Genomic DNA, 23,293 nt, shown 5'->3' on the forward strand with positions numbered 1-23,293 from the left:
GGCCAACTGTGCGAAAACACTAGAAATTAGTTTTCTACGGGATATAGATCAACCCAGCTAAAGCCGTATTACCTTTATTGAGTAAAAAATTCTTAAAATCCTGCAAAGAATCAAATACTTGTGTGAATTTTAAGCGTAGCCAAAAACGAAAAAATGTATGAGACACTCCCCCGAAGATGGGAATTCGATGTAAGGTGTACATTGTAGAATTCATCTTATTCCGTCCAAAATTCACAGTAAAAGCGGCTCGATACCCCGCGTCTTTTACTGATTGAATAATTCGTTGGTCGTATTTTCCTCCTGGATAGGCTAAGAATTCAACTTTTTTTCCAAGTCTCCATTCTAATGCTTCCTTGGATTTAATCAATTGAGCATGAAGTTCTTCGTCTGAAGCCTTGGGCAATATAATATGGCTTAACGTGTGACTTTCAAAATTAATTCCGTTATCACTCATTTCCTTTATTTGCTTCCAAGTTAAATACCTGCTATTATTCCCTACAAAATCAGTAATTAAAAATATCGTCGCTTTATAATGATATCTTTGCAAAATTGGATAAGCTATTTGATAATTATCCTCATAGCCATCATCAAAAGTAATCAAAATTGGTTTATTTGGAAGCTCTTTTCCGTATTGCAGGTAGTCAGCTAGTTGGTTTGGCGAAATAGCGGTATACCCTTCTTGAGCTAAATACTTTATTTGTGCTTCAAATTCGGTATCGCTAAGCGTTAATGCGTTATGAGATTCATTATTGATTTGATGGTAATTTAGGACTGGTATACCTTGAAAATAAGTTAAAGCGATATAACTTAGTCCCGAGATAAAGAGTAAAATTAACGTTGCTACTCGGTTTAGTTTCTTCGTAAATAAGTGCAAAAAAAAAGCATCTCCTTATGTGTTTTTAAGCTATAGCTTATAATTATAGAGTTAATTTGGGATTACCATTTTGATTTATTATTATCACAGGATTTTTTAAAGGATCTAGCCATTTCAGCAATTCAGCTAGATCGTTCTCGCTCATTGCAACACATCCTAATGTAGGACTAGTATAACTCCGCCAAATATGTGCGAATATAGCACTTCCCTTGTCTGCAACTGTTGATTCAGTATTATATTCAATAACAAAGCCTATTTTATATAAATTATCATCTCGCTTCATCTTCTCGCATGATTCCACAGACGGACGGTGCCGAACCAATTGATTATAGTTGACAGAGGTCGGATCATCAACCCAATAATCATTTTGAGTCAGATGAATATATGGCAGTTTTGTAATAAATGTGTCATAGCCAAAGGCGCGTTTAATATCATAAGAGCCATCCGGTGTATACCCATCCCCTTCTTTTTTTTCTGCAGATGAAATTATCCCGTTTCTTCCCAGAGATACTTTTATTGCCGAGGATATTTGTTTCCATTCTCCTTTTTGTTTTTCCCAAGAAGTTAACAGTCCTTGCTTTTCGTCATTATCCCCCGGTTGAACCAGTATAACTTGACAAACTCTTTCGTCTAGTACTACCATAGCAAACGTCATCTCCTTGGCCAGTCGTTTATTCAACTTTTCCAATTTATAACTTTCACATAAACATATAGAATTCCTGCCAAATCCGTATAGAAAGTGACAAGACTATTTTGTTTTGACCCGTATTCATTAAAGTGGAGTATGCAGTAGCAGGAAAAATTGACATTATTTTAATCTTACTAGCATAGTAAATATATTGTCTGCTGCTTTTGCGGTAAGATGCACAGAATATTAAAGGAAAGGGTGAGAGGGTATATGGAGGGTAAAACTGTTGCAAGTTCTGCATTGATAATGTCAGTGGTTATGCAGCCAGACCAAGCTAACCCCGCGGGTAATGTACATGGGGGCGAAATCATGAAATTAATGGATAATGCTGCATTTGTCGTCGCACAGCGTCATGCGCGCACAAACGTTGTTACTGCGAGAGTAGATGAGTTGATTTTTCATCAACCTATCTATGTTGGAAACTTAGTAACTTGTCATGCTTTTCTTACCTTTGTCAATCGATCTTCGATGGAAGTTGTAGTTACGGTAGAAGTTGAAAATCTTTTTAGCGAATCACCAGGTAAATGTGCGCTAACGGCCTATTTTACAATGGTCGCATTGAATGTTGGAGGAAAGCCACTAAGTATATCCCCGTTGCAGTTAGAGAATGAAGAAGAAAAGATAAGATTTGAAGGAGGACGACAACGTCATGAATTGAATAAAAGCAAAAAGAAAGAAGCGCAGATATTGCTAGTAGGTAATTAAAAAACTATAGGGTGTTAAACAGTATTTGGAAAGATAAATTTATCTGAAGAGGAAACTCGCCGCAGGCTTACATAGCAAACAGGCGGGTATGGATGAATTTCTGCCTTCCTAGTGATATAATAATGATATCAGCTTGGTACGTCCCAAGAAGCCTCCATTTCTTGGAGGATACGTTGTTACTTACATGTAGAATTATTTTATAGAGGGAGGTCAATAATATGGGAAAAGGTTCACCTAAATCCAGTTATAAAAATATCCAGAAAGCCACTAAAAGTTCTAAGTTTGCTACTAGCCAGCAGGCGGAAAAAAATACAATATTTAACCGTAAGGATAAGCAGAAATAGCATAATAGGCAGTTGTAAATATCCGGTTCTAAGGCTTGGGATTGCTATATAGTGAGTAGCGTGAAAATATAAAGATGTGAGGTTGTATCGGTGGTTCGAGTCCTCACGGGAGCACCAAAAAGAATAGTAGGCTTCAAGGGTATTTAGCTCTTGAAGTTTTTTTGTTTTCTGAAACGGACAATGAACGGTGGAATTCATAACCTGTATCGTAATTTTATGATAAAATAGACTATATTCAGATGAAAAGAGGAATTCTATGTTAAAAAAACTTATCCCAACATGTGCTGCACTTATTATTGCGTTGTCAGGCATAACTGCTAGTGCATCATCGGCTTTGGAAAAAGAAATAACTAATGATTTAAAACAGTTTAACGGACAAGTTGGCGTGTTCGCCAAAAACTTAAAAACGGAAAAAACAATAAAATATAATCAGGATACTATTTTTCCTACCGCCTCTACAAGTAAGCTGATTGTGGCTTTGGCTACATATAAATATCTTTATCCCAAAGCGCCATCCTACAAGCAGAATGAGTATGATCAAGACATTGATTTGATGATAAAAGTAAGTGATAACAATACATTTGATGCATTACTGAATGAATTTGATGCAACCAAAAAAGACGGGTTTGATAACGTCCAGCGGGATTTACGGTTAAGTAAGACGGAAATTCATGATGAACAGGCGTTTGAAAAATACAGTTATCATAGCGTAACAACGCCTTATGAAATGTCCAAGGTTCTCGAGTCCATATACAAGGAAAAATATATTGATAAAAAAAATGTGCGGCGATTAAAAGATGACCTGGCCAACACAATCTTCCATGATGAAATTCCCCGCTATATGCAAGTGCCGGTATTTCATAAAGTTGGTGAACTGGATGATGTGCTTTGTGATGTGGGTGTCGTTCAGGACGGACATGATCCAATTTTAATCAGTTTTTACACCCGCACAGGTGACCATGGCTATTCCAGTGACTTTATTGCAAATGTATCAGCAAAACTCTACAATGCATTACGGAGATAGCAATGCCTAATAGTAATAAAGGACACAGCCGGAATATTCTTGCGTATCACCTCTAATCAACAGCAAAAACCGCTAATTGTTAGCACAATAGACAATTAGCGGTTTTTTGCATCTATGAAATGGCTGATTAACAAGTTACAAACAATGCTCCTTAATATAATCAGACACTTTACGTCCAATAATCTTCTTCCCTGATATATCTAAATGTAGGCCGTCTTGCGCGTATTTTTCAGGCAATAATCCTTGCTCACCAACCAGCGACGGATATATATCGACATAATCAGGCTGTTTTTTAATAAACGCATTTACCTTAGCCAATTCAGTCTTCCAATTAGAAACTGTTGTTTCGTTAAAAACCCGTTCAATTCGTTCCGGGTTTATTGGCGGAAGGGTCAAAAAAATGGGTCTGATATTATTATCCTGGCATTTTTTACTAATAGCGGATAATGATTCTATTACATCACTTGCACTTGTTCCGCCTCTGAGGCTGTTACTGCCTCCCATAATAAGTAAGTATTTAGGTTTAAACGGCAGTACTTCTTGGTCAAAACGTTCTTCTAATGTTTCCGCCGTATCGCCACTTTTACCCAGGTTTTTCACTTCGTATGGCAAATAGGTTGAGTAATCAAACCGACCATCAGAAGGGGGATTGGATATTGCCCCCCCGCCATGGGTAATACTGTCGCCGAAGGTCGCCCAGTCATAACTGCCAGTTTTGACTTGCAATAAAACAGGATCTGAATACAGTCCGATTGGTTGATTGTCCTTATCGTAGGCAAGAACCCGCCAATAGTAAATTCCCTCATTTATTAGAGGCTCTGGGTCATAAAAATCAAATCCCTGCTGCTGGAGAGAATAGGAACGTATTCTATATTTTGAAGGTTCTGTTCCATTTGGCGATTCAGGCCGTTGGTCAGTGATTTCAATTTCATATTTGGCAGCGCCTTCTACCGGAATCCAAGAATATACAGGGTATAAGGGGAGCGGGCGGTCAGCATAAAGGGCTGTAGGTGTTGGTTTGGACGGGTTCAGGCTCATCTCACTGAGAACTTTTGGCTTGGAAAAAGGACCTACCGGATTTTTATCTAAATCTAACGGTCGGGCCCGAAAATAGAGCTTTTTGAGATCTTGTCCTTCGAATAGGGAAAGTGGTAATTGAACACCAGGCGTATAAATGCTAGTTGTTGTGTACACTACTTGTTTTTGCATTGCAGGGATGTCCTTATTCACTGCGACTGTAGCAATTTCTAACTCATACATCACAGCATCCTCAGCATTGGGCCATAAACATTCAATTTTTCCTGTCTGTGCATGGGAAAAAATTGCCAGAAAGGTAAAAATAGCTGTAATAACAGTTATTTTTTTTAGTTGCAAAATAGTTCGCCTCCAGATATATTCAAATAGGTTTTGAATATATCTTCTATAAAGTAGCTTCATTTTCCTGTCCTAGGTAGCAAAATCTCATTATGGAAATTCCACGCAGGATTTTGCAGTGTATTTTATTTTTTTCATATAAACAATTAGAGTTGCAGCTTTTGGAAAGTATTTGTGATAAAATGTTGTCATTGCTATATAGATTTTCCATAAGATGGTTTTGATGAAGCGACGTTCCTACTATGATGATACGTTCTAGGGAGTCTAAAAAATGGATAATAATGAGAAAAAACCGATAAATATAACTTATGGCCTTCGTGATAAAATCCCGAAGCGAGTGGCAATTCCACTTGTTATCCAACAAATAGTGGTATTGTCAATGGATCTGGTGCTACCTGTTTTGATCATAAGTATGATGGGCGGGTCGCGAGAGGTAGTCCAAAATTTTGTAAGTGTAATGATGATTGGGATAGGACTTGGGACGTTCTTGCAAGTCTTACATAAAGGTGCGATAGGATCCGGATATTTTTGTGCTGAGGAAACTGGATTTTTGTATTTTCAGGCGTCCACCTTGGCTGTGCAGATAGGTGGGTTGCCATTATTATTTGGCATGACCACTATTGCTGGTTTCTTTCAGATGCTGCTTAGCAAAATAATCCCACGCATACGGTTTTTATTTCCTGCAGAGGTAGCAGGATTAATGGTTGCTATGACAGGGATTGCCGGTATTGCTCCCGGGGTTTCAGCGATATTTGGCGTTGATGATGTGAAAAATACAATAGATAATACATCAATATTGGTTGGAATTATAACTTTAGGGATCATGGTTTCTTTAAACATATGGGGCAAGGCTTCTATGCGACAATACTCTATACTTGTCGGCATAGTAATAGGGTATGTACTATCTTACTTATTTGGAATTTTAAATTTAAATGATATTGGACAATTAGTTGCTACGCCATATATTGCTATTCCTTCCATCCGTATGGAGTGGTCTTTTGACGAAAGATTAGTATTGCCATTTTTCGTTGCAGTCATTTGCTCCACTCTGAAAACAATGGGTAATTTAGCAATATGCCAAAAGACAAATAATGCAAATTGGAAACGCATTGATATAAAAAATGTTGGAAATGGCATCTTTGCTGAAGGATTGGGAACATCATTTTGTGGAATGATTGGCTGTATGGGGCTGAATAGTAGTTCAGGCAGTGTGGGGTTATCTATTGTAAGTGGGGTTACTAGTCGTTATTTGGCTTATCTTGTAGGCGGTGTGTTTATTGCGATGGCCTTTTTTCCGAAGGCTGCTGCTTTGCTGGCTATCATGCCTGCACCCGTTATGGGAGCGGTGCTGCTAATAAATCTTGGATACTTTGTTATTGAAGGGTTTCAAATAATTGTTTCACGTATGCTCGATGAACGGAAAATATTCGTAGTTGGTTTATCATTGGTTTTTGGATTGAGTGTAGACCTGCTTCCTAACATATATGCTCAATTTCCGGTAGAGCTCCAGCCTTTCTTCAAATCCTCGCTTGCAGTGGTTTCAATTACGGCTATTTTTTTGAATCTGCTATTTCGTATCGGCATAAAACAGAAAAGTGCTATTGAACTAACAGTAGGAACAGATGCTACAGAAAAAGTGATAAATTTTATGGAAACCAGTGGAGCGGCTTGGGGAGCTCGAAGTGAGGTTGTACATCGGGCGTCATCCGCAATTATCGAGTTCTTCGAGACAGCGCTTGGTTCAGGGTTGGTTAGAGAAGGGCAGGTAAGACTAGAAGTCAGTTTTGATGAATATAATGTAGCTGTCAAAATTGTATATAATGGAATTTTGATGGAATTTCCAGAGAAACGTCCAACAGAGGATGAACTGCTCCATGATGACAATGCACTTGTAAGATTGTCAGGGTTTTTGATGCGTAAGTATTCAAACAGAATCGATTCTTGTACTTTGGGTGAGAAATGCATTTTGAAATTGCATTTTGAACATTGATCTGATGGTAACTGAAGTAGGCCTTAGTCAATTTGTTGACTAAGGCCTACGTTGAAGTTTGACCAAAAGATTGTAATGTTATGGAAGTAGTTACAGGTATTGTGAGATGCAACGTCGAAGTAAAACCTAAAATTTCATATTCCCAATAAAGGAGGTCACTTTATGTTAAAGAAATGTCCTAATATCATCTTTAGTTTTATCATTGCTTTACTATTGGTCAATGTTGCGCTTTTTTCTAACGTTAACAACGTTGCTGCCGCAGAAAGCATCAAAAAGCATGCACCCGACACCGAAGAACTAATTACAATTGTAGAGCACAATGCCGACATCAAACGTATGCTTATCCAATCTATTGAACAAGCCAAACAGATTAATCCTGACCGGCAAACTAATCCAGTTCAATCGTTAGAAGAATATTACGATTTCATTGATTGGTCAACAACAGCTATGCCGTTCAACGTCCTGCCTTCAGCGGAACACTATCCCAAATTATACGAGAGCATTGATCAAAGTTTAGACTACTTCTATTTTCTTATCGACCAGCCATTAGATAGACTCAAAGGTAAGGGGTACTACTACAATTCACTTCAATACGTAGAACCTTACCGTTCTTGGATGATAAACTTCACTAAACACTGGGGTGAATATTTAAGTACTAAGGATTCTTGGAACGAAGAATATTATAAAAAAACCTGTGCTGATGAAAGATTTGGTATGAACAATGGCTGGTATGAAAGCCCTAAAAAATGGTCTACATTTAATGAATTTTTCGCCCGCTATTTAAATTCGCCAAATGCTCGTCCTATTGCTGAAACTTCGAATGAAGCTGTCGTTGTTTCTCCTGCAGACTCCGTACCACAGGGTGTATGGAAAATAGATAAAAACTCTCGCTTTGGACAGCAAAAAGGGGTACAGTTGAAATCGGCTAACTTTAACTCTGTAGCTGATGTTCTTGGTATGGACAGCGCTTATGCCGACAAATTCGCTAACGGTGTTTTAACACATACTTTCCTAGATGTAAATGATTATCACCGCTATCATTTCCCTGTAAGCGGAACAATCAAAGAAGTTCGCACGATCCTTTCTGATGATGCCGCAGGCGGTATTACTGTCTGGAATGAAAAACTTCATAAGTATGTATTAGAAGCTAAAAATCCTGGCTGGCAGTCTATTGAAACTCGTTCCTGTGTTATTATCGACACGGGAAAATATGGTTTAGTTGCTGTTTTGCCAATCGGCATGTCGCAAATTTCCTCTGTTAACTTCGAAGAAAGCGTTAAAGTCGGCGCCAAAGTCAAAAAAGGTGATCCGCTCGGATACTTCCTATTTGGTGGCTCTGACATTGTAATGCTCTTCCAACCACAGGCAGGCTTTGAATTAACAGCTCCCGTACTTAATGCTGATTCATATAAACATATTTATATGGGAGAAGCGTACGGAATAATGCATGGGGCTAAATAGTAACCTACCTATATGCAAGAGGTTCCACTTTGAATATGACAGTGGTGCCATGTTCGTACCAAAGCCTTCAATTTGACAAATGGTCACGATATATTTAATATAGGAAATAGCAATGAAGCCCAAGGGGGAAACCCTTTGGGTTATTTTTTTAGGTAGAGGTGCTCTATATGAGAAAACTGCTTATTATAAAGACCGGCACAACCTTTGAATCAATTTGTCAAACACATGGTGATTTTGAAGACTATATTATTAATCAAATCGGGATGGCGGCAAGTGACGTGGTTACTGTACCGGTCTTTATCACAAAAACAATTCCGCCAATGGAAGATGTTTCAGCGGTTATTATAACTGGATCTCATGCTATGGTTTCGGATAGGGAGGACTGGAGCAGGTATCTTGCCTACTGGCTTAGGAATGTTTGCGGTGCCTCCGTGCCGGTCCTCGGCATATGCTATGGCCACCAGATTATTGCGGATGCTTGGGAGGGTATCGTCAATTACCACCCTAGTGGTAGAGAAGTAGGCACTGTTGATATTGAGCTTTGTGAAGCAGGTAAACGAGATATATTACTAAGCTGTTTGCCAGAGAAATTCGTAGGACATGCTTTTCATGCCCAAACGGTTATAAAGCTACCTCCCGCTGCCCGTCTATTAGCGAAGAATGCTTTTGAACCTCATCATGCCTTCGTAATTCATGATAATATTTGGGGCGTTCAGTTCCATCCCGAATTTAATGCGGAAGTAATGTTGGCCTATGTTGAGGAAGAAAGCCAGGCGCTTATCCGGGAGAAATTTGATATCGGTAAACTAAAAAATTCGATAAAAGATCATTCTTATGGGCAGTGCCTTTTGCGTCGGTTTATCAGCCTTGTATAAAAAAACCCAAGCGAAGTTACATAAGGGTTATGGATGATTACATTGGCATCATATTTTAAGAAAAATTAAATGCCTTATAGTTCATAATGACCTGAACTGTAAGGCATTGTTATTACTCTGGTGACTCATATCAAAGCCAACACTCCGTGCGGGCAAACATGGGTGCACAATGAGCACCCGTCGCAGAGTTCCCGGTCGACGGTGATTCGTTTGTCTATGAATTGTATGGCGGCTTTGCCGCTTTCGGAACATACGATAAGGCATTTGGCGCAATTTGTGCATTTTTCCGGTACTGCGACTGTAGCTACAAGAACATGCAATTTTTGTTTTTTTGCATGAAGTTCTCAGGTAGTATTGTTAGTTGCAATACTTAATTCGCATTTTTCTTTTTTTGCCTTTGTAGAGGCCAAGCTGGCAAGATTAATCAGATTAGAAATTGTACGAAATATATTTTGCGAGATCTCTTGCGTCTCTTTTCTTTCTACGATGCCTGCTGATACTGTAACAGATATATTTTTATGAAATGTATAACGGGAAATTATTCTTAATAGATTTTGGGAAAAAGTATAGCATTTATCAACATAATACGGGGTAAGCATTAAAAATTCATCGCCGCCAAATCTAGATATATAGGTTTGTTCTGGCATATTAGTTTTTAGGATTGTACCTAGTTCCTTTAATATGATGTCTCCAGCAATATGACCGTGTTCTTTATCGATAAGACCAAAATTATTAACATCAAAAAATGCAAGAGACATTTCTTGATTACTTTCGATTAATCGCGTAGCGTTATAATAGATAAAATCGCTTTTAGGAAGCTCTGTTAAAAGGTCAATGTGCTTTCCCAACTCAATCTCTAAGAGGGATTGAGTAATGATGCCTACAAGTTGATTGTTGTCCAGAACCAATAGCAGATCAGTATTGCTAGTATCAAAAACTTCTTTGGCTTTCCAAATAGATGAATGAGCATCGATATAGACAATATGATCTGACATGGCATCTGCGGCAATCCTGTTGGGATGTGCTTGCAGTAAATTCTTATATGTTAACACCCCGACAATTTGGTCGTCCTCCATTACCGGGAAGCCATCGCATCGATTTTCGGCAACAAGACTTTGAATATAACGCAGACCGTCAAGTGCATTAACTATAAAATATTCTTTTATCATTATGTCAAATACATATCGGATCATATTTCTATTGATTTGCTAACAATGATAGTAATATTAAGTTGTACCTTTAATATCATCGTTTCGTTAGCAATTTTTTCTCCTTCTTCTAAAACTAGCGATACTAATTTATCTTGAGGCAACATATTGAGTAAGGACTTTCTTACGACAATCGCTTCAATAGTCGGGTGCTCTGTTTTTCTTATTTCATATTGATCGGGCGATAAAATATTTACCATTCTTTTTGCTGCCTCCGGACCGATGGGTGCCTTCTTTCCGATGATTAGTACATCCTGCATAGGAGGAATTTCAAATTCGGATAAGCGCATGTTTATTTCTACTTTTTTACTGCTTTCTGTAGGATTGCTCATGACGTTTGCCCCCTTTTCACTGAAACCATAGTTAACTTTCGTGTTGACTAAATCAGAAAATCTAATGTCAGTACCTTTAATAGTAGTAGATATAATAACCCTGCCCGAGTAGGGGAGAGATCCCTGTAAAACTCAACCTCATGTATAAAAAAAGCAGGCCAACGCCTGAGTGCATGATCTATAAATTATTATAACAGGAGCCTAGAAAGCAGTATTGTAATATTCAAAATATATATCTATGCAGGTTTATTTTGAGACAGCTTTGGCAACTGGAAGCATTTTGTCATTATGTAAAAATATATTATATATTTTTACATATATTTTAATAAAATGCAAGAGATAATTGGGTATTTAGACCTAGATTTTTAGGACTTTTTGGCCACGAAAGAAATAGTATATTCATATGGAATTTTTTTGTGATTTATCTTATCATAGAAGTAATAATGATAAAAATGAAGAATTAAAACATATCGTTCGATAAAAATGAATTGGAGAATGACTATGGAGCTTCGTCAACTAAGAACATTTGTCACTATCGCAAAACTTGGAAGCTTTGTGCAGGCGGCAGACCTGTTGGGATATGCTCAATCCACCATAACAAATCACATACAGATTCTTGAAAATGAGATGAGTGTGAGATTATTTGAGCGGTTAGGGCATAGGGTGATCCTTACTGACCAGGGAAAATCCTTGCTGCCTTATGCTGAACAAGTAATCAAGCTTACTTCTGAGGTGGCAAAAATCGTAGCAAATCCCGATATTCCTCAAGGCACATTGACGATTGGGACAAATGAATCTTTAGGTACCTACCGTTTGCCGGCATTGCTGCAAGAGTATCAAAAGGCTTATCCGAAAGTACAAATGATTCTGAAGTTCGTAAACTGTGACGAAATTTGCGACGATATTCGGAAAAATAAAATGGATATTGGCGTGATCATTAACAACAAGGTCTGGGAGAATGATCTTATAGTTGATAAGATTTCTAGTGAAGAAATGCTATTCTTAGCAGACCCCACCCATCCACTGGCTCAAAAAGAAAAGGCTAGACCGTGTGACTTGGCTGAAGCATGTGTAATTCTCACTGAACCGGGGTGCAGCTACCGGTTGACGATACAAAAAATCTTCGAAGATTTCAGGATTACTCCACAATCCATCCTCGAAGCCAGTAGTATTGAAACAATAAAGCAACTTATTATGCACGGGTTAGGAATATCCATGTTACCTCGTTTTACAGTAGAGAAAGAATTAAACGAAGGACGAATACACGCTATCGGATGGGATGGACCTATTCCCAATTATGCTGTGCAGGTATTGTATCATAAGGATAAATGGATATCACCTACTCTAAAAGCTTTTTTGAGTATGGTGCGAAATTCTTATTGGGACGTGGAAAGCACAAATAAAATCAGGCGGTGATAGTATTACAATAGAGGTTGTGAGACATATGAAGCAAGGCATTAACCGAGAGCGATTCTATTATATTGATTGGTTGAGGATACTAGGAATAATTTGTGTATTCTTTTTTCATAATACTAGATTCTTTGATCTTATGGACTGGGAATTGAAAAATAAAGAGACATTTTTAGAACCTACTATCGTAGTTATGTTCGTTAATTTCTGGCTAATGCCATTGTTTTTTATGCTGGCTGGTGTAGGGACTAATTTTGCATTAAAGGTTAAAACGACAAATCAGTACATTCGAGACAGATATTGGAGACTTGTTATTCCGTATATATTTGGAATCTTTATTCTTATACCGCCACAGAGATATGTAGAGTGTCTGAGCAAAGGCAAGTTTTCCGGAACATTTTTAGATTTTTTACCCTGGTATCCGGAACATAAGTTGTTTATCGGAAATTTTGGCCTTAGCTCAGTGTGGTTTGGAGAGCCTGGGACTCATTTATGGTTTTTGGCATTTTTATTTATTTTTTCGGTAATTGCTTTACCTATTATTCATTATCTGAGAAGCGAAAGCGGCGAGAGACTTATGAAACTTCTTGGAGCGGCATGTGAAAAAATAGGGGGCATATATCTTTTTGTGGTACCGCTTGCATGTGTTAAGATATTATTACAGCCTATCTATCCGAAGTATTTATCATGGGCAGATTTTACATTTTGGTTTTTGGTTTTTATTTTTGGTTACGTATTATTTTATGACAAGAAGTTTATTGTGAGCGTTGAACGACATAAATATATTTCATTAGGTATTGGTATGTTATTTTTAATAGTATTATTAGTTTTATTTACACTTTTTTTGGATAATTTGAAGAGCTGGTGGGATCACCCAGACTATTCGTTAGGTTGCATATTTTTTCATATGATGTGGGCCATTACAACGTGGTCTTGGCTGATGTTTTTCTTGGGGGCAGGTAAAGCGTCCCTGGATTTTCGAACTACATGGTTAAGTAGGATTAATGAAGCTGTGATGCCGTTTTATATGCTACACCAAACGATTATTTTGTTGATAGGTTTTCAAATCATACAATGGCATAGTAATGCATGGTTTAAATATATCGCGATTAGTTCAACATCATTTATTGTGATCATTACAATCTATTATTTTATTATAATGAGATATAATTGGTTACGTATATTATTTGGAATGAAACCTCTTGGGACCAGAAAGTGGTAAAACGTGAAATCTATATGGAGTAGCACTTCAAAACGCAAATAACGCGAAGTCAAAATCAGACTTCGCGTTATTTTTTGATGTATCAGAATTTATAGTGCGACCGGGCAAGGTCGTAGTTCCAAGCGGGTGGGAATCCTGCCTGGTAAAGCCTAACCAGCAACCAGTATTGAGTCTTTGGATTCGACGCGGTAGCGCGTCGAATTAAGCGTAGGACAGGGAGGTAGCAGGGCGAAAGCGATGAGCTGAAGGGATTGAGCTGCGAAATCTGAAATGAGAAGGCCGATGCTTTTATAAAGGCAGAAGGCAATATCTCGCAGGCCGAAATGGTTGTGAAGACAGCGAAAAAATACGGATGCTAAGGGCTTCTCACATAGTCCGAAATTAATATTGCAATTGATGCATTCAGATTATTTTGGCAAACCGATCTATAAAATGACGTGCCGCGGATGACAAAGCGTGGTTTCGTATCCAAACAACAGCAATAGGCGTGGTTCTTATGGGCGGGTCGATAATTTCCTTAAGGATAAGCGTATTGACAGGTATAAGATTTATGGCGGATTTTGGTACGATAGCAACACCCAACCCGGTATTTGCCCAAGCCAGCATGGAGCGGATGTCACTATGTCGGCAACGAATAGTTGGTTCTAGACCTAGTTGATGATAATATTCCACGAGTTTTACATGTTTTCGATGTATGATTAGAGGTTTGTCGGTGAGTTCCGCTAGGCGTATATAGTTTGTTGGGACAATATTTTCCGAGTTAGGATTAAAAGCGGCAATAAATGGTTCATCAGGCAAACGCATGGTAGCATATGTTTTTAAATCAGAAGGAAATTGTGTTATGGCGATTTCCGCTCCTATATGGTTCAAAAGCTCCTCGATTGTATCTGATTCATTACCGCAGAGTTGAAAGTTGATTTCTCGATACCATTCGTGAAATTTGCAGATTCGATCCGGTAAAAAGGGAGTATCCCAAGTTGAGGAAATTCCAACGGATAATGTTGTTTGCGACCCTTTAGGTGAATCTTTTAATTCAGTTACAGTTTGGTCTACTAATGTCAGTATTTGTTCTGCCCGGTTACGTAATGTCTGTCCAGCGTCGGTCAATTTAATATTGCGGCGGTCATTTCGTTCTATTAACTGAATTCCCAGTTCGGTTTCGAGCAGTTTAAGTTGCTGGCTGAGCGGTGGTTGAGCCATATGTAGACGTTTGGCGGCCTTAGTTATTTGCCCCTCTTCAGCGACTGCTAGAAAGTACTGTAGTCTCTTGATATCCATAAAACCAGACTCCTTTTATTATGTCATACTTTTATCATATGAAAGTAAAGACGTTATTAATATTATACATATTTAGGTACCTCTGCTAGAATTATAACATATTCAATTCTGATAATACCTATCAAAATACTATGATATGGGAACTTATACTGTGACCGTGCCGATAAATGAAAAAACCTGGATATAAAACAGTATGGAGTATTAGATTGAATTACTCTTGCGATTTATACAGAGCAAAAAAAATACAAGGAGATGAATTGGATATTATGGAAATATCAATGGAAAAGGAAGTATCCGCTCAGGAAAAATTATGGACGAAATCGTTTATTTTAATAATTTTGGTTAATTTTTTTACCTATGTTGGGAGTTTTATGCTAATGTCAACTTTACCATTACATACCCTAAGTATAGGCGGGAACAAGGTAATGGCAGGACTAATGATCGGTATATACTCTCTCACTGCATTTCTATCTCGTTTACAAATAGGTAACCAACTGGATCAAAAGGGAAGAAAGCCAATAATGCTTACTGGACTTATTGTAATCCTGCTGGTAACTGTTTTTACTATTTCAGCAGCTTACTCGGTTATCATGTTGTTAATGCTGAGAGCTATACATGGAATCGGTTGGAGCACAACAACGACATCAACAAACACTATAGCTTCTGATCTAATTCCCGATGCGCGCAGAACTGAGGGGATGGGCTATTTTGGTCTTTCCATATCGCTTGCAATGGTTATTGGCCCCGGATTAGGAATATACATTTTGGAGAATTATAACTTTTCATTGCTTGTTACTCTTGCAGCGTGTTCTATCATACTAGCGTTTGCCGCTGGTCTTTCAAATAACTATAATCACCAAGAACAGTCAGGCAAAAATAAATTAGGTGATGAAAAATTAACAGAAAAGTTACAACACAATAAAAAAATGACGGTTATAGAAAAAACTGCTTTATGGCCATCTTTTCTGTTCTTCATCGTAGTTTTGACCTATTCCACTATCATGATTTTTTTGCCTTCTTATGCAAGTTATAGGGGTGTAGCAGATATCGGGGGATTCTTTATAATTATTGCGTTAGCAATGGCGGTTACAAGATTAACAATGGGTAGGGTAGCTGACCGATACGGAATCACAAAAGTGGTGGCACCTAGTATGATTTTACTAGGAATTGCCTTACAGTTATTATATGCGGCGGCATCATTGCCAATGTTTCTTATTGCCGCTGCAATTTACGGTATTGGTTATGGTATGGTTCAGCCCGCGTTAAATGCGTTAGTTATTTCATTTGCACCTGTTGATAGACGAGGAGCGGCTAATGCTACATTTCTTTGTGCGATGGATATGGGGGGGATACTTGGTGCCGTTATTTGGGGAATTGTAGCACAGGTTTTTGGATTTGAGTACATGTATAGTGCTTCAGCTATCTTAATTATTTTATCTGTAATAATGTATCTAGTAGCCTTCAGAGGTAAGTGGAATGCACAAATGTATAACTAATTTAGGCATCAAAACTAGGAGTAAGAACTAACGCCCGGAACAGACCAATCTTTAACAAATCTTTAACTTCTATAGCCTGACATGGTGGTATAGTATAGGAGTAACCCAAAAAATTGGTTACTCTGATCGATATTATCTAGAATACCTAAGCAAAGGCGCTTAGCTATTTCTTTTCTTCAAAAGGAATAGCCAGGCGTCTTTGTTATTTGCAATTTTAATGGGAAACGTAAATCAACAATAATATTGTCTTCCTAGCCCAACATATTTCAACAAGTACTGTAAAAGCTTGAATAGAGTAGTTACGATCACATTTTGGTCTGAAGAAGAGGGGAATACTTATGGAAGTTTTATTTAAACCGATCATTAAACTGCTTAATGGGGTGAACTATCGATCCAAATTTATATTTATTTTCTTTATACTGTTCATTCCGCTTTCTGTTGTGCTCTATGTTTCCTCCTCCAATATAACAGAGCAGATAGACTTTAATACCAAAGAAAAGAGCGGCATTCTTTATATTAAGCCGCTGAATTCCTTATTGGGCAGTGTGTTACTTCAAGAGGACATAAATCCTTTTATGCAAAAAGCGGAGCAAGTTAACAATATATATAAAGATGAATTAAAGACAGCTATTAAATGGAAAGAATTGCAGGAGAATTTAACAAAAAAAGGAGTAGGCTCTAACCAGGATAAAGCGGTTGCCGAGTTGATAGCGTATGTAGGAGATACTTCAAATTTAATTCTCGACCCGGATTTGGACAGCTATTATCTAATGAATTCAGTCGTAACCAAGCTTCCATCAATAGCTATTAACTTGAATCGTATTTATGTCAAACTCCAAAATGGAAAAAATCGTTTTGCTGAGCAGCTGAATGCGAGTGACAGGGACGAGTTAATCAGGCTGATTACACAAGTGGAAATAGCCCTGGAGGAAGAGAATACTGGTTTAGAAGTAATCTATCGTGAAAACAAGCAAATACAAGAAAAGCAGCAGCCGCAAGACCAAGCGGTTGTGGCTCAAATTAAGCAATCGTTGCAGGCGATAACTAAGTATGCAGCATCAGAGACCAAGGGAGCCGCCGTTCAACTGCCACTCAAGGAACTTAAAGAGTCGATAAAGGTCACACTAGCACTTCATGAGGCCCATAGCGAACTACTCCAGAGTTTGATTCAGGCTCGGGTTAATAAATATACAGAACGAAGAACGGCCGTACTTACCGCTTTTGCAGCAGGTGTCCTGGCGTTCCTATATTGCTTTATTGGCATGTACCGCAACATTACGCTGCCAATCCGGCAATTGAGGCTTTTGATGGCTGACGTTCAGGTAGGTAACTTGACTGCGCGGTGTTTGGTAACAAGCAAGGATGAGTTTGGTGTTCTTGCCAAATCGTTCAATGCTATGGTGGAAGGGGAATTTGACATTGCTCGGACAGTTCAGGAAGCAGCCGTAACCCTATCCTCAAACTCTCAGCAGATAGCGGCATCTATCCAGGAGGTGGCCAGTGCGTCGAGCGGTATTGGCGAATGTATGGATCAGTTGGCGAAGGATGTTTTTAAGGCGCAGGAGATAGCGGGACAAACTACCCAAGAAGTGGAATCTTTGCATGCTGTCGTCCGGAGTTCACAAGAAAAAGCAGAAGCAGCACGGGAGCAATCGTTTGTCACGCAAAGAACAGCAGAGCAGGGTTCCGAAACAATGGGACGTCTTGCACGGCAAATGCAAAGCATTCAGATCACTATTGATCGAGCTAGCAGTCAACTGCAGTTATTGCGGGATTTTGCTAATAACATTGAGGGAATTACGAAGATGATCGAGGCTATTGCCGGACAAACAAATCTATTAGCCCTAAATGCCGCCATTGAGGCTGCCCGAGCAGGCGAAGCCGGACAGGGCTTTTCCGTAGTGGCGGAAGAAGTCCGGAAACTGGCCGAACAGACAGCCAGCCAAGTAACAGAAGTGGCCTCTGTAGTTGCCCAAATAACGGATAATATATTTGTTGTTGTTAAAGACATTGAGCTTGGCAAACAAGAAGCAGAAAAAGGGAGTATTGCCATTAAAGAAGCAGATGTCGCATTTTCTGGGGTAATTAGTTTAATGAACACCAATGTGACAGATATACAACAGATTAGTGATGCTAGCAATTCAATTAGCAATGATTGCAAATCAGTGCTGGGTTTAATGAAAAATCTAGAAGATTATCTGCTTCATCCAGTCGATGAGTCAAAACAGGTGCGCTTGTCAACTCACGAAATAGCAGAAGCTATCGAAAATGTCGCACAAGGGTCCACGCAGAATCATCAGACCGCTGTTGCAATGCTGGAGGTTATTCAGAAGTTCAAGTTGAACTGACTTATTGGATTCAACAATAGAGTTAGCGTTATTTCAGACGCTAACTTTTTCTTGCGTAAGCGAGTACCCCATTAGTATTGTGTCATGTTATATAGAAGTGAGTTCAATGGTGAGCAAGGCCGAAAAAATATTGGATATAATTGACAAATATATATTTGTATGATACAAATATATATAGGGCGATGGGAGTGAAAAATATATTTGATGAAGAAGAAAAATACAATAAATGTATAGAAGATATTGGTATATTGCTACAAAAAGCAGTACGAACTTTTCAAATTTTGGAGAGGGAACAAATTAAGATACATGGTTTTACCAGTTCTCAATGCTATATATTGCTGGAAATATATAAACATCAAATGCTTTCTATAAATGAAATTAGTGAAAAAATGCGCCTTGATATGAGTACTATTACTAGAATCATGAACAATTTAGTTCGGGATGAGCTTATTTTTCGAAAAAGATCTGTGTATGATAAAAGGATTGTGGAGGCTATTCTTACAGAGAAAGGTAAAGAAATTGCTCAACAATTGCAGAAAAGTATTGTGAATTATTATATGGGCGTTATATCAAACTTACCACGTGGTCATGTTCGCGAAGTCATGAGTGCAGTAGAATTGCTTGTAAATGCTTTAGAAAAAGCTAAATATTAAAGGCTAAGATTATTGTTGTGATAAATATTTGTATAATACAAGTGTTTTACATGCAGGAAGTGCCAGTAATGAAGTGAGATAAAAGATATGAAAAAAGGAAGGGGTCTATATGACTAAAACTTTTATTCAGCAATTATTTGCTGAGCGAATTGGGGGGAATAAATTTGGGAACGATGCAGTTCTATATAAATTTGAAAAAATTAAAAGAGCTAAAAGAGAAGCGCGTAAAAACAATCCCAATGTGAAATTAATTGACCTTGGGGTAGGTGAACCAGATTGGATGGCAGAGAAGGAAGTTATAGAAATTTTATACGAACAAGCTAAGCTGCGAGATAATAGAGGATATACCGATAATGGTATACAGGAATTTAAGGATGCTGCTGTTCATTATATGGAGAAAGTTTATCAAGTTTATGGCCTTAATTCACTTAATGAAGTAAATCACGGGATTGGTTCGAAGTCAATTTTGGCACTTTTGCCGATGGCCTTTATTAATCCAGGTGATATTACTATTATGACTGTACCTGGTTATCCTGTTATGGGGACTATGACAAAAGCTGTAGGAGGAGAAGTGGTTGAATTACCACTCTTAGCTGAAAATGGTTTTTTACCTAATTTGGACTCCTTGACCTCAGAACAGCGCCATAGAGCTAAATTGTTGTATATTAACTACCCTAACAATCCAACCGGAGCTACTGCAACTAAAAAGTTTTTTGAAAAAGTCGTACAGTTTGCCAAGGAAAACAAGATCATTGTCGTATCAGATGCTGCTTATGCGGCACTTACTTTCGAGGGACAGCGTCCTTTTAGCTTTTTGTCAGTTGAGGGTGCTAAAGATGTTGGGATAGAGATTCACTCGTTATCAAAAGCATTTAACATGACTGGGTGGCGTCTGGCATTTGTGTGTGGTAATGAATTAGTAGTGAAAGGCTTTGCAACTGTAAAAGATGATAATGATTCTGGCCAGTTTGCAGCTATTCAAAAGGCTGGCGTTTATTGTTTGCAGCATCCTGAAATAACGGAAAAAACAGCTTTGAAATATTCCCGCCGCCATACTATGTTGGTGAATGCATTAAAACGTATTGGATTCTCAGTCAACAAGCCTAAAGCATCATTTTACTTATATGTAGGTATTCCTCAAAGCACCAAAAGTGGAAGGTGCTTCACGTCAGCAGAAGATTTTTCGGATTTTTTACTTAAAGAAACACTCATTTCGACTGTTCCATGGGATGACGCCGGGGCATACATTAGGCTTTCCGTCACCTTTGAGGCAAAGGATGAAGAGGAAGAAGAAAGGATCATTTCTGAAATAGTGCGACGTTTAGATGAAAGTGGTTTCATTTTTTAATATTGGCATGCTATAGAAGCGAACTCAAGAGTGCTAGGAGGCATATGGGTTCGAAGGATAATTAAACAATAGCATTGACACTAATCGGCGAAGGCTTTTAGTTTTTATGGCTATTTACAGCTCGATTTAATAGGGAGCATAGTATTTCCAAGGCTTTTGGCAGATCTTCGTCAGTCATATTCGTCCAGCATATTCGTAGATGGTTGGTTTCTGGTTCGCCAGGGTAGAAAATAGAGCCAGGGAGGAAATGGATGCCGCAGCGATGGGCTTCAGGGATCAAATGGTCGGTATTAATGCCAGGCGGCATGGATAACCAAAGGTAAAGGCCTGCTGATTGTTTGGGGCGGGCAATTTGGGGGGCGAGCAGGCGGTCAAGAGTTTGCAGAACCTGTTTGCGCCGTATATCTAGTCGAGTACTCAGCTTGGCAATAGAACGTAAAAGTTGTGGATTTTTAAAAAAGGGAAGAAGTGATTTTTGCAGCCATAGTGGCGAGCCAAGGTCAGCTATGGATTTGGCGGCAAGTAAACGGTTGTATATGCTTCCTTCGGCAGCAAGCAATCCCAGCCTCATGCCGGGAAAGAGAAATTTGCTGAAGCCTTTTAGATAAATTACTCTTCCGTCGGTGTCGAGAGTTTTTAGAGGCGGCGGCAGTATCGCGCGTTTAACAGTGGATATTTCCAGCTCGCGGTGGGGCTCGTCCTCCAATATTAGAATATTATGTTGCCGGGCAAACTGCAGGAGGTCTTGCCTCCGGGATAAAGACATAATAGCTCCCGTAGGGTTTTGACCTGTCGGTACAACGTAAATGGCCTTGAGGCGGATATGCGGTGCTAAGTCTTCTAAGATATCCACCCGTATCCCGTCTGCATCTACGGGGATAGGCTGTAAGTTAGCATGAGACAGTCGAAAGGCATCAATAGCGCCAGAGAAGCAAGGGGTTTCAATGGCAATAGTGTCATTGGGACCCAAAAAGGTACGCGCAAAAAGATCAATGCCTTGCTGAGTGCCATTAGTGACAATCAACTGGTGCGGCTTTATTGGAATTGCCAACTGTTTCAAATAGTCTGCAACTAGATGAATAAACTCATCATCACCCTGAAAATTAGCGTATTGTCCTAAAGCGGCAGGTGTTTTTTCCAGTGCTTCTCTGATAGAGAGCTGAATTAAATTCAAGGGTAACAAAGAATGATGGACAGAGGCTGAGGCTAAGTCTAGTATACCAGCAGATAATCGTACGGTGCTTTGACTCCAAAAACTGGCGCGTGGGAGATAGTCAGGTATGGAAAGCTGCCAATCAAACGAAGGCGGGGCGTCCGCAAGGGAAGTTTCTTTTTTTATATTACGCACAAAACTGCCTTTGCCGCGAATACTTTCCGTTAGGCCGTTATTATCAAGCAGTTTATAGACTCGGTGTGCCGTTACCAGACTGATGCTTAATTCTTCGGCCAACTCCCGGACAGAAGGCAATTTAGTATTAGGTTCCAGCAGACCGGAACGGATGCGCTGGGATATTTCCAAATAGACTTGCTCACGGACGGAAACATTACTTTGGCGATTTATTGAAATTTTCATATGACCCTCCAACTGTTATAGTGACTATTTGACTGTTATAGCGATTTAATGGTTTTATAAGAATAATATACACTTAAGTTATATAACAGGGAAGAGGGCGATTGCATGTATATAGTATATGGGTTAATGTGTTTAATCTTTGGTACAACGTTTTTAGCAATAAAAGTTGGCATAGACGCCGGTGCGCCGCCGTTTCTTTTTGCCGGTACACGGTTTTTCTTTGCCGGAGTTATTGTTTTGGCATCTGTAAAATTGATGAAGGGCGATATTCGGATTAAACCGGGGATGAGGCAAGATGTTTTAATTGTGGGTGTGTTTATGACGGCAATTATGTTTGGGTGTTTATACTGGGGCGAGCGCTATATCTCGTCAAGCGTTGCGGCATTACTGGCGGCAACTACGCCGCTTATGATTAGTATTGTAGAGTGGTTTCAGGGGATTCGGGAAAATCTTTGGATTAAAAGCAGCGGGTTAATACTATCCTTTATTGGAGTGACGGTCGCGGTACTACCGGCGCTCGGGATAAATGCAACAACCGAAGCTATTATTGCGGTAATGGTTATTCTCGGTGCTGAAGCAGGTTGTGTTTTCGGAACAATGACTTCAAAACGAATCTTTGCGGCAGGGTGTAGTCCGTTTGTACTAAATGGTTGGCAAATGGTCATTGGGGGGAGTCTGCTGGTATTACTTTCTTTGTTTACGGAAACGGCAGCAGTTACGATTACTTCCCCAATATCGTTATCCTGGCTGTACTTGGTTGTTTTTGGCTCTCTTACCGGACATGGCGCCTATTACTGGCTAGTTCGCCGGGCAGGGCCGCTGCTTCCTTCGACCTGGACTTATATTTCGCCTGTTATCGCGCAGTTTGTCGGCTATTACGTTCTGTCAGAATACTTGTCCGTTTATTCCTTTGTGGGATTAGGTTTAGTGCTTGGTGGTGTATATTTGGTTAGCAGGGCGGCCACGCTGGAAACCTGGCTAAAGAGTATTTGCTTAGATAACTGATCTGTCCAGTGATTCAGACGATATTGACGATCTAAGCACAACTGAGAGTTGAGCTTTGGGATTTACATACAACCAACATTCGTTG

General features: G+C 39.1%; 21 protein-coding genes. 13 read left to right on the forward strand and 8 right to left on the reverse strand.

The annotated features are described in order from the left end of the window. Positions 1–34: 34 nt before the first annotated feature. Positions 35–874 carry a polysaccharide deacetylase family protein gene (locus ACZ449_RS27940; protein WP_464259272.1) on the reverse strand — a complete coding sequence of 280 codons (840 nt, stop codon included), beginning with the start codon at positions 872–874 and terminating at the stop codon, positions 35–37. A 43-nt stretch (positions 875–917) separates the two neighbouring features. Further along, positions 918–1,517 carry a L,D-transpeptidase family protein gene (locus tag ACZ449_RS27945; protein WP_464259273.1) on the reverse strand — a complete coding sequence of 200 codons (600 nt, stop codon included), beginning with the start codon at positions 1,515–1,517 and terminating at the stop codon, positions 918–920. Between the two features lie 255 nt (positions 1,518–1,772). On the opposite strand from ACZ449_RS27945, the gene ACZ449_RS27950 reads away from it, so the two are divergent. From ACZ449_RS27950 to ACZ449_RS27960, 3 genes are all read left to right on the forward strand, one after another. Next, positions 1,773–2,267, forward strand: coding sequence for an acyl-CoA thioesterase (locus tag ACZ449_RS27950; RefSeq protein ID WP_464259274.1), 495 nt, complete (start codon positions 1,773–1,775; stop codon positions 2,265–2,267). Between the two features lie 218 nt (positions 2,268–2,485). Further along, positions 2,486–2,611, forward strand: a complete 126-nt coding sequence (locus tag ACZ449_RS27955; RefSeq protein ID WP_464259275.1) for a hypothetical protein — start codon at positions 2,486–2,488, stop codon at positions 2,609–2,611. A gap of 256 nt (positions 2,612–2,867) precedes the next feature. After that, positions 2,868–3,635 (forward strand): serine hydrolase, encoded by a 768-nt coding sequence (locus ACZ449_RS27960; protein WP_464259276.1) that lies wholly within the window; start codon positions 2,868–2,870, stop codon positions 3,633–3,635. A gap of 135 nt (positions 3,636–3,770) precedes the next feature. Here the strand turns inward: ACZ449_RS27960 and ACZ449_RS27965 are convergent, their stop codons facing one another. After that, positions 3,771–5,009 carry an SGNH/GDSL hydrolase family protein gene (locus ACZ449_RS27965; RefSeq protein ID WP_464259277.1) on the reverse strand — a complete coding sequence of 413 codons (1,239 nt, stop codon included), beginning with the start codon at positions 5,007–5,009 and terminating at the stop codon, positions 3,771–3,773. Between the two features lie 271 nt (positions 5,010–5,280). Here ACZ449_RS27965 and ACZ449_RS27970 point away from each other — a divergent pair, with 271 nt between their 5' ends. The 3 genes from ACZ449_RS27970 (at position 5,281) to ACZ449_RS27980 (ending at position 9,335) form a co-directional block, all read left to right on the forward strand. After that, complete coding sequence (locus tag ACZ449_RS27970; RefSeq protein ID WP_464259278.1) at positions 5,281–6,999, forward strand: uracil-xanthine permease family protein; 1,719 nt, start codon at positions 5,281–5,283, stop codon at positions 6,997–6,999. 162 nt (positions 7,000–7,161) lie between these two features. After that, the gene (locus ACZ449_RS27975; RefSeq protein ID WP_464259279.1) at positions 7,162–8,460 is read left to right on the forward strand and encodes a phosphatidylserine decarboxylase; all 1,299 of its coding nucleotides are present in this window, start codon (positions 7,162–7,164) and stop codon (positions 8,458–8,460) included. Between the two features lie 167 nt (positions 8,461–8,627). After that, the gene (locus ACZ449_RS27980) at positions 8,628–9,335 is read left to right on the forward strand and encodes a glutamine amidotransferase (RefSeq protein WP_464259280.1); all 708 of its coding nucleotides are present in this window, start codon (positions 8,628–8,630) and stop codon (positions 9,333–9,335) included. 125 nt (positions 9,336–9,460) lie between these two features. Here the strand turns inward: ACZ449_RS27980 and ACZ449_RS27985 are convergent, their stop codons facing one another. Genes ACZ449_RS27985 through ACZ449_RS27995 form a run of 3 tightly spaced genes read right to left on the reverse strand, consistent with a single transcriptional unit; the run spans position 9,461 to position 10,875 of the window. After that, entirely contained in the window at positions 9,461–9,655 is a 195-nt protein-coding gene (locus ACZ449_RS27985) for a 4Fe-4S dicluster-binding protein (RefSeq protein WP_464259281.1), read from the reverse strand. Between the two features lie 24 nt (positions 9,656–9,679). After that, positions 9,680–10,504: a diguanylate cyclase domain-containing protein gene (locus ACZ449_RS27990; RefSeq protein WP_464259282.1), complete on the reverse strand. Its 825-nt coding sequence runs from the start codon at positions 10,502–10,504 to the stop codon at positions 9,680–9,682. Between the two features lie 20 nt (positions 10,505–10,524). Then, positions 10,525–10,875 carry a hypothetical protein gene (locus tag ACZ449_RS27995; RefSeq protein ID WP_464259283.1) on the reverse strand — a complete coding sequence of 117 codons (351 nt, stop codon included), beginning with the start codon at positions 10,873–10,875 and terminating at the stop codon, positions 10,525–10,527. A gap of 501 nt (positions 10,876–11,376) precedes the next feature. On the opposite strand from ACZ449_RS27995, the gene ACZ449_RS28000 reads away from it, so the two are divergent. Further along, positions 11,377–12,291, forward strand: a complete 915-nt coding sequence (locus ACZ449_RS28000) for a LysR family transcriptional regulator (RefSeq protein ID WP_464259284.1) — start codon at positions 11,377–11,379, stop codon at positions 12,289–12,291. A gap of 28 nt (positions 12,292–12,319) precedes the next feature. Next, the gene (locus tag ACZ449_RS28005; RefSeq protein WP_464259285.1) at positions 12,320–13,507 is read left to right on the forward strand and encodes an acyltransferase family protein; all 1,188 of its coding nucleotides are present in this window, start codon (positions 12,320–12,322) and stop codon (positions 13,505–13,507) included. A 402-nt stretch (positions 13,508–13,909) separates the two neighbouring features. Here ACZ449_RS28005 and ACZ449_RS28010 read toward each other — a convergent pair whose 3' ends face one another. After that, positions 13,910–14,785, reverse strand: coding sequence for a LysR family transcriptional regulator (locus tag ACZ449_RS28010; RefSeq protein ID WP_464259286.1), 876 nt, complete (start codon positions 14,783–14,785; stop codon positions 13,910–13,912). 266 nt (positions 14,786–15,051) lie between these two features. On the opposite strand from ACZ449_RS28010, the gene ACZ449_RS28015 reads away from it, so the two are divergent. From ACZ449_RS28015 to ACZ449_RS28030, 4 genes are all read left to right on the forward strand, one after another. Next, the gene (locus tag ACZ449_RS28015) at positions 15,052–16,281 is read left to right on the forward strand and encodes an MFS transporter (protein ID WP_464261954.1); all 1,230 of its coding nucleotides are present in this window, start codon (positions 15,052–15,054) and stop codon (positions 16,279–16,281) included. A 338-nt stretch (positions 16,282–16,619) separates the two neighbouring features. Next, complete coding sequence (locus ACZ449_RS28020) at positions 16,620–18,629, forward strand: methyl-accepting chemotaxis protein (protein WP_464259287.1); 2,010 nt, start codon at positions 16,620–16,622, stop codon at positions 18,627–18,629. Positions 18,630–18,817: 188 nt separating this feature from the next. Next, positions 18,818–19,282 carry a MarR family winged helix-turn-helix transcriptional regulator gene (locus ACZ449_RS28025; RefSeq protein WP_464259288.1) on the forward strand — a complete coding sequence of 155 codons (465 nt, stop codon included), beginning with the start codon at positions 18,818–18,820 and terminating at the stop codon, positions 19,280–19,282. Between the two features lie 109 nt (positions 19,283–19,391). Next, on the forward strand, positions 19,392–20,630 hold the full coding sequence (locus ACZ449_RS28030; protein WP_464259289.1) for an LL-diaminopimelate aminotransferase: 1,239 nt from the start codon (positions 19,392–19,394) through the stop codon (positions 20,628–20,630). 97 nt (positions 20,631–20,727) lie between these two features. Here the strand turns inward: ACZ449_RS28030 and ACZ449_RS28035 are convergent, their stop codons facing one another. Beyond that, entirely contained in the window at positions 20,728–22,203 is a 1,476-nt protein-coding gene (locus ACZ449_RS28035; protein WP_464259290.1) for an aminotransferase-like domain-containing protein, read from the reverse strand. A gap of 105 nt (positions 22,204–22,308) precedes the next feature. On the opposite strand from ACZ449_RS28035, the gene ACZ449_RS28040 reads away from it, so the two are divergent. Continuing rightward, entirely contained in the window at positions 22,309–23,208 is a 900-nt protein-coding gene (locus tag ACZ449_RS28040; protein ID WP_464259291.1) for a DMT family transporter, read from the forward strand. Positions 23,209–23,293: the final 85 nt, after the last annotated feature.

The sequence above is a fragment of the Desulfosporomusa polytropa genome (assembly GCF_055380075.1).

What these genes read in the sequence shown, in the direction of transcription:
- ACZ449_RS27975 (WP_464259279.1), top strand. Translation starts at nt 7,162, where the DNA reads ATGTTAAAGAAATGTCCTAATATCATCTTTAGTTTTATCATTGCTTTA.
- ACZ449_RS27955 (WP_464259275.1), top strand. Translation starts at nt 2,486, where the DNA reads ATGGGAAAAGGTTCACCTAAATCCAGTTATAAAAATATCCAGAAAGCC.
- ACZ449_RS28035 (WP_464259290.1), bottom strand. Translation starts at nt 22,203, where the DNA reads ATGAAAATTTCAATAAATCGCCAAAGTAATGTTTCCGTCCGTGAGCAA.
- ACZ449_RS28000 (WP_464259284.1), top strand. Translation starts at nt 11,377, where the DNA reads ATGGAGCTTCGTCAACTAAGAACATTTGTCACTATCGCAAAACTTGGA.
- ACZ449_RS28040 (WP_464259291.1), top strand. Translation starts at nt 22,309, where the DNA reads ATGTATATAGTATATGGGTTAATGTGTTTAATCTTTGGTACAACGTTT.
- ACZ449_RS27945 (WP_464259273.1), bottom strand. Translation starts at nt 1,517, where the DNA reads ATGGTAGTACTAGACGAAAGAGTTTGTCAAGTTATACTGGTTCAACCG.
- ACZ449_RS27970 (WP_464259278.1), top strand. Translation starts at nt 5,281, where the DNA reads ATGGATAATAATGAGAAAAAACCGATAAATATAACTTATGGCCTTCGT.
- ACZ449_RS28030 (WP_464259289.1), top strand. Translation starts at nt 19,392, where the DNA reads ATGACTAAAACTTTTATTCAGCAATTATTTGCTGAGCGAATTGGGGGG.
- ACZ449_RS27990 (WP_464259282.1), bottom strand. Translation starts at nt 10,504, where the DNA reads ATGATAAAAGAATATTTTATAGTTAATGCACTTGACGGTCTGCGTTAT.
- ACZ449_RS28005 (WP_464259285.1), top strand. Translation starts at nt 12,320, where the DNA reads ATGAAGCAAGGCATTAACCGAGAGCGATTCTATTATATTGATTGGTTG.
- ACZ449_RS28020 (WP_464259287.1), top strand. Translation starts at nt 16,620, where the DNA reads ATGGAAGTTTTATTTAAACCGATCATTAAACTGCTTAATGGGGTGAAC.
- ACZ449_RS28010 (WP_464259286.1), bottom strand. Translation starts at nt 14,785, where the DNA reads ATGGATATCAAGAGACTACAGTACTTTCTAGCAGTCGCTGAAGAGGGG.
- ACZ449_RS27950 (WP_464259274.1), top strand. Translation starts at nt 1,773, where the DNA reads ATGGAGGGTAAAACTGTTGCAAGTTCTGCATTGATAATGTCAGTGGTT.
- ACZ449_RS27980 (WP_464259280.1), top strand. Translation starts at nt 8,628, where the DNA reads ATGAGAAAACTGCTTATTATAAAGACCGGCACAACCTTTGAATCAATT.
- ACZ449_RS28015 (WP_464261954.1), top strand. Translation starts at nt 15,052, where the DNA reads ATGGAAATATCAATGGAAAAGGAAGTATCCGCTCAGGAAAAATTATGG.
- ACZ449_RS27995 (WP_464259283.1), bottom strand. Translation starts at nt 10,875, where the DNA reads ATGAGCAATCCTACAGAAAGCAGTAAAAAAGTAGAAATAAACATGCGC.
- ACZ449_RS27960 (WP_464259276.1), top strand. Translation starts at nt 2,868, where the DNA reads ATGTTAAAAAAACTTATCCCAACATGTGCTGCACTTATTATTGCGTTG.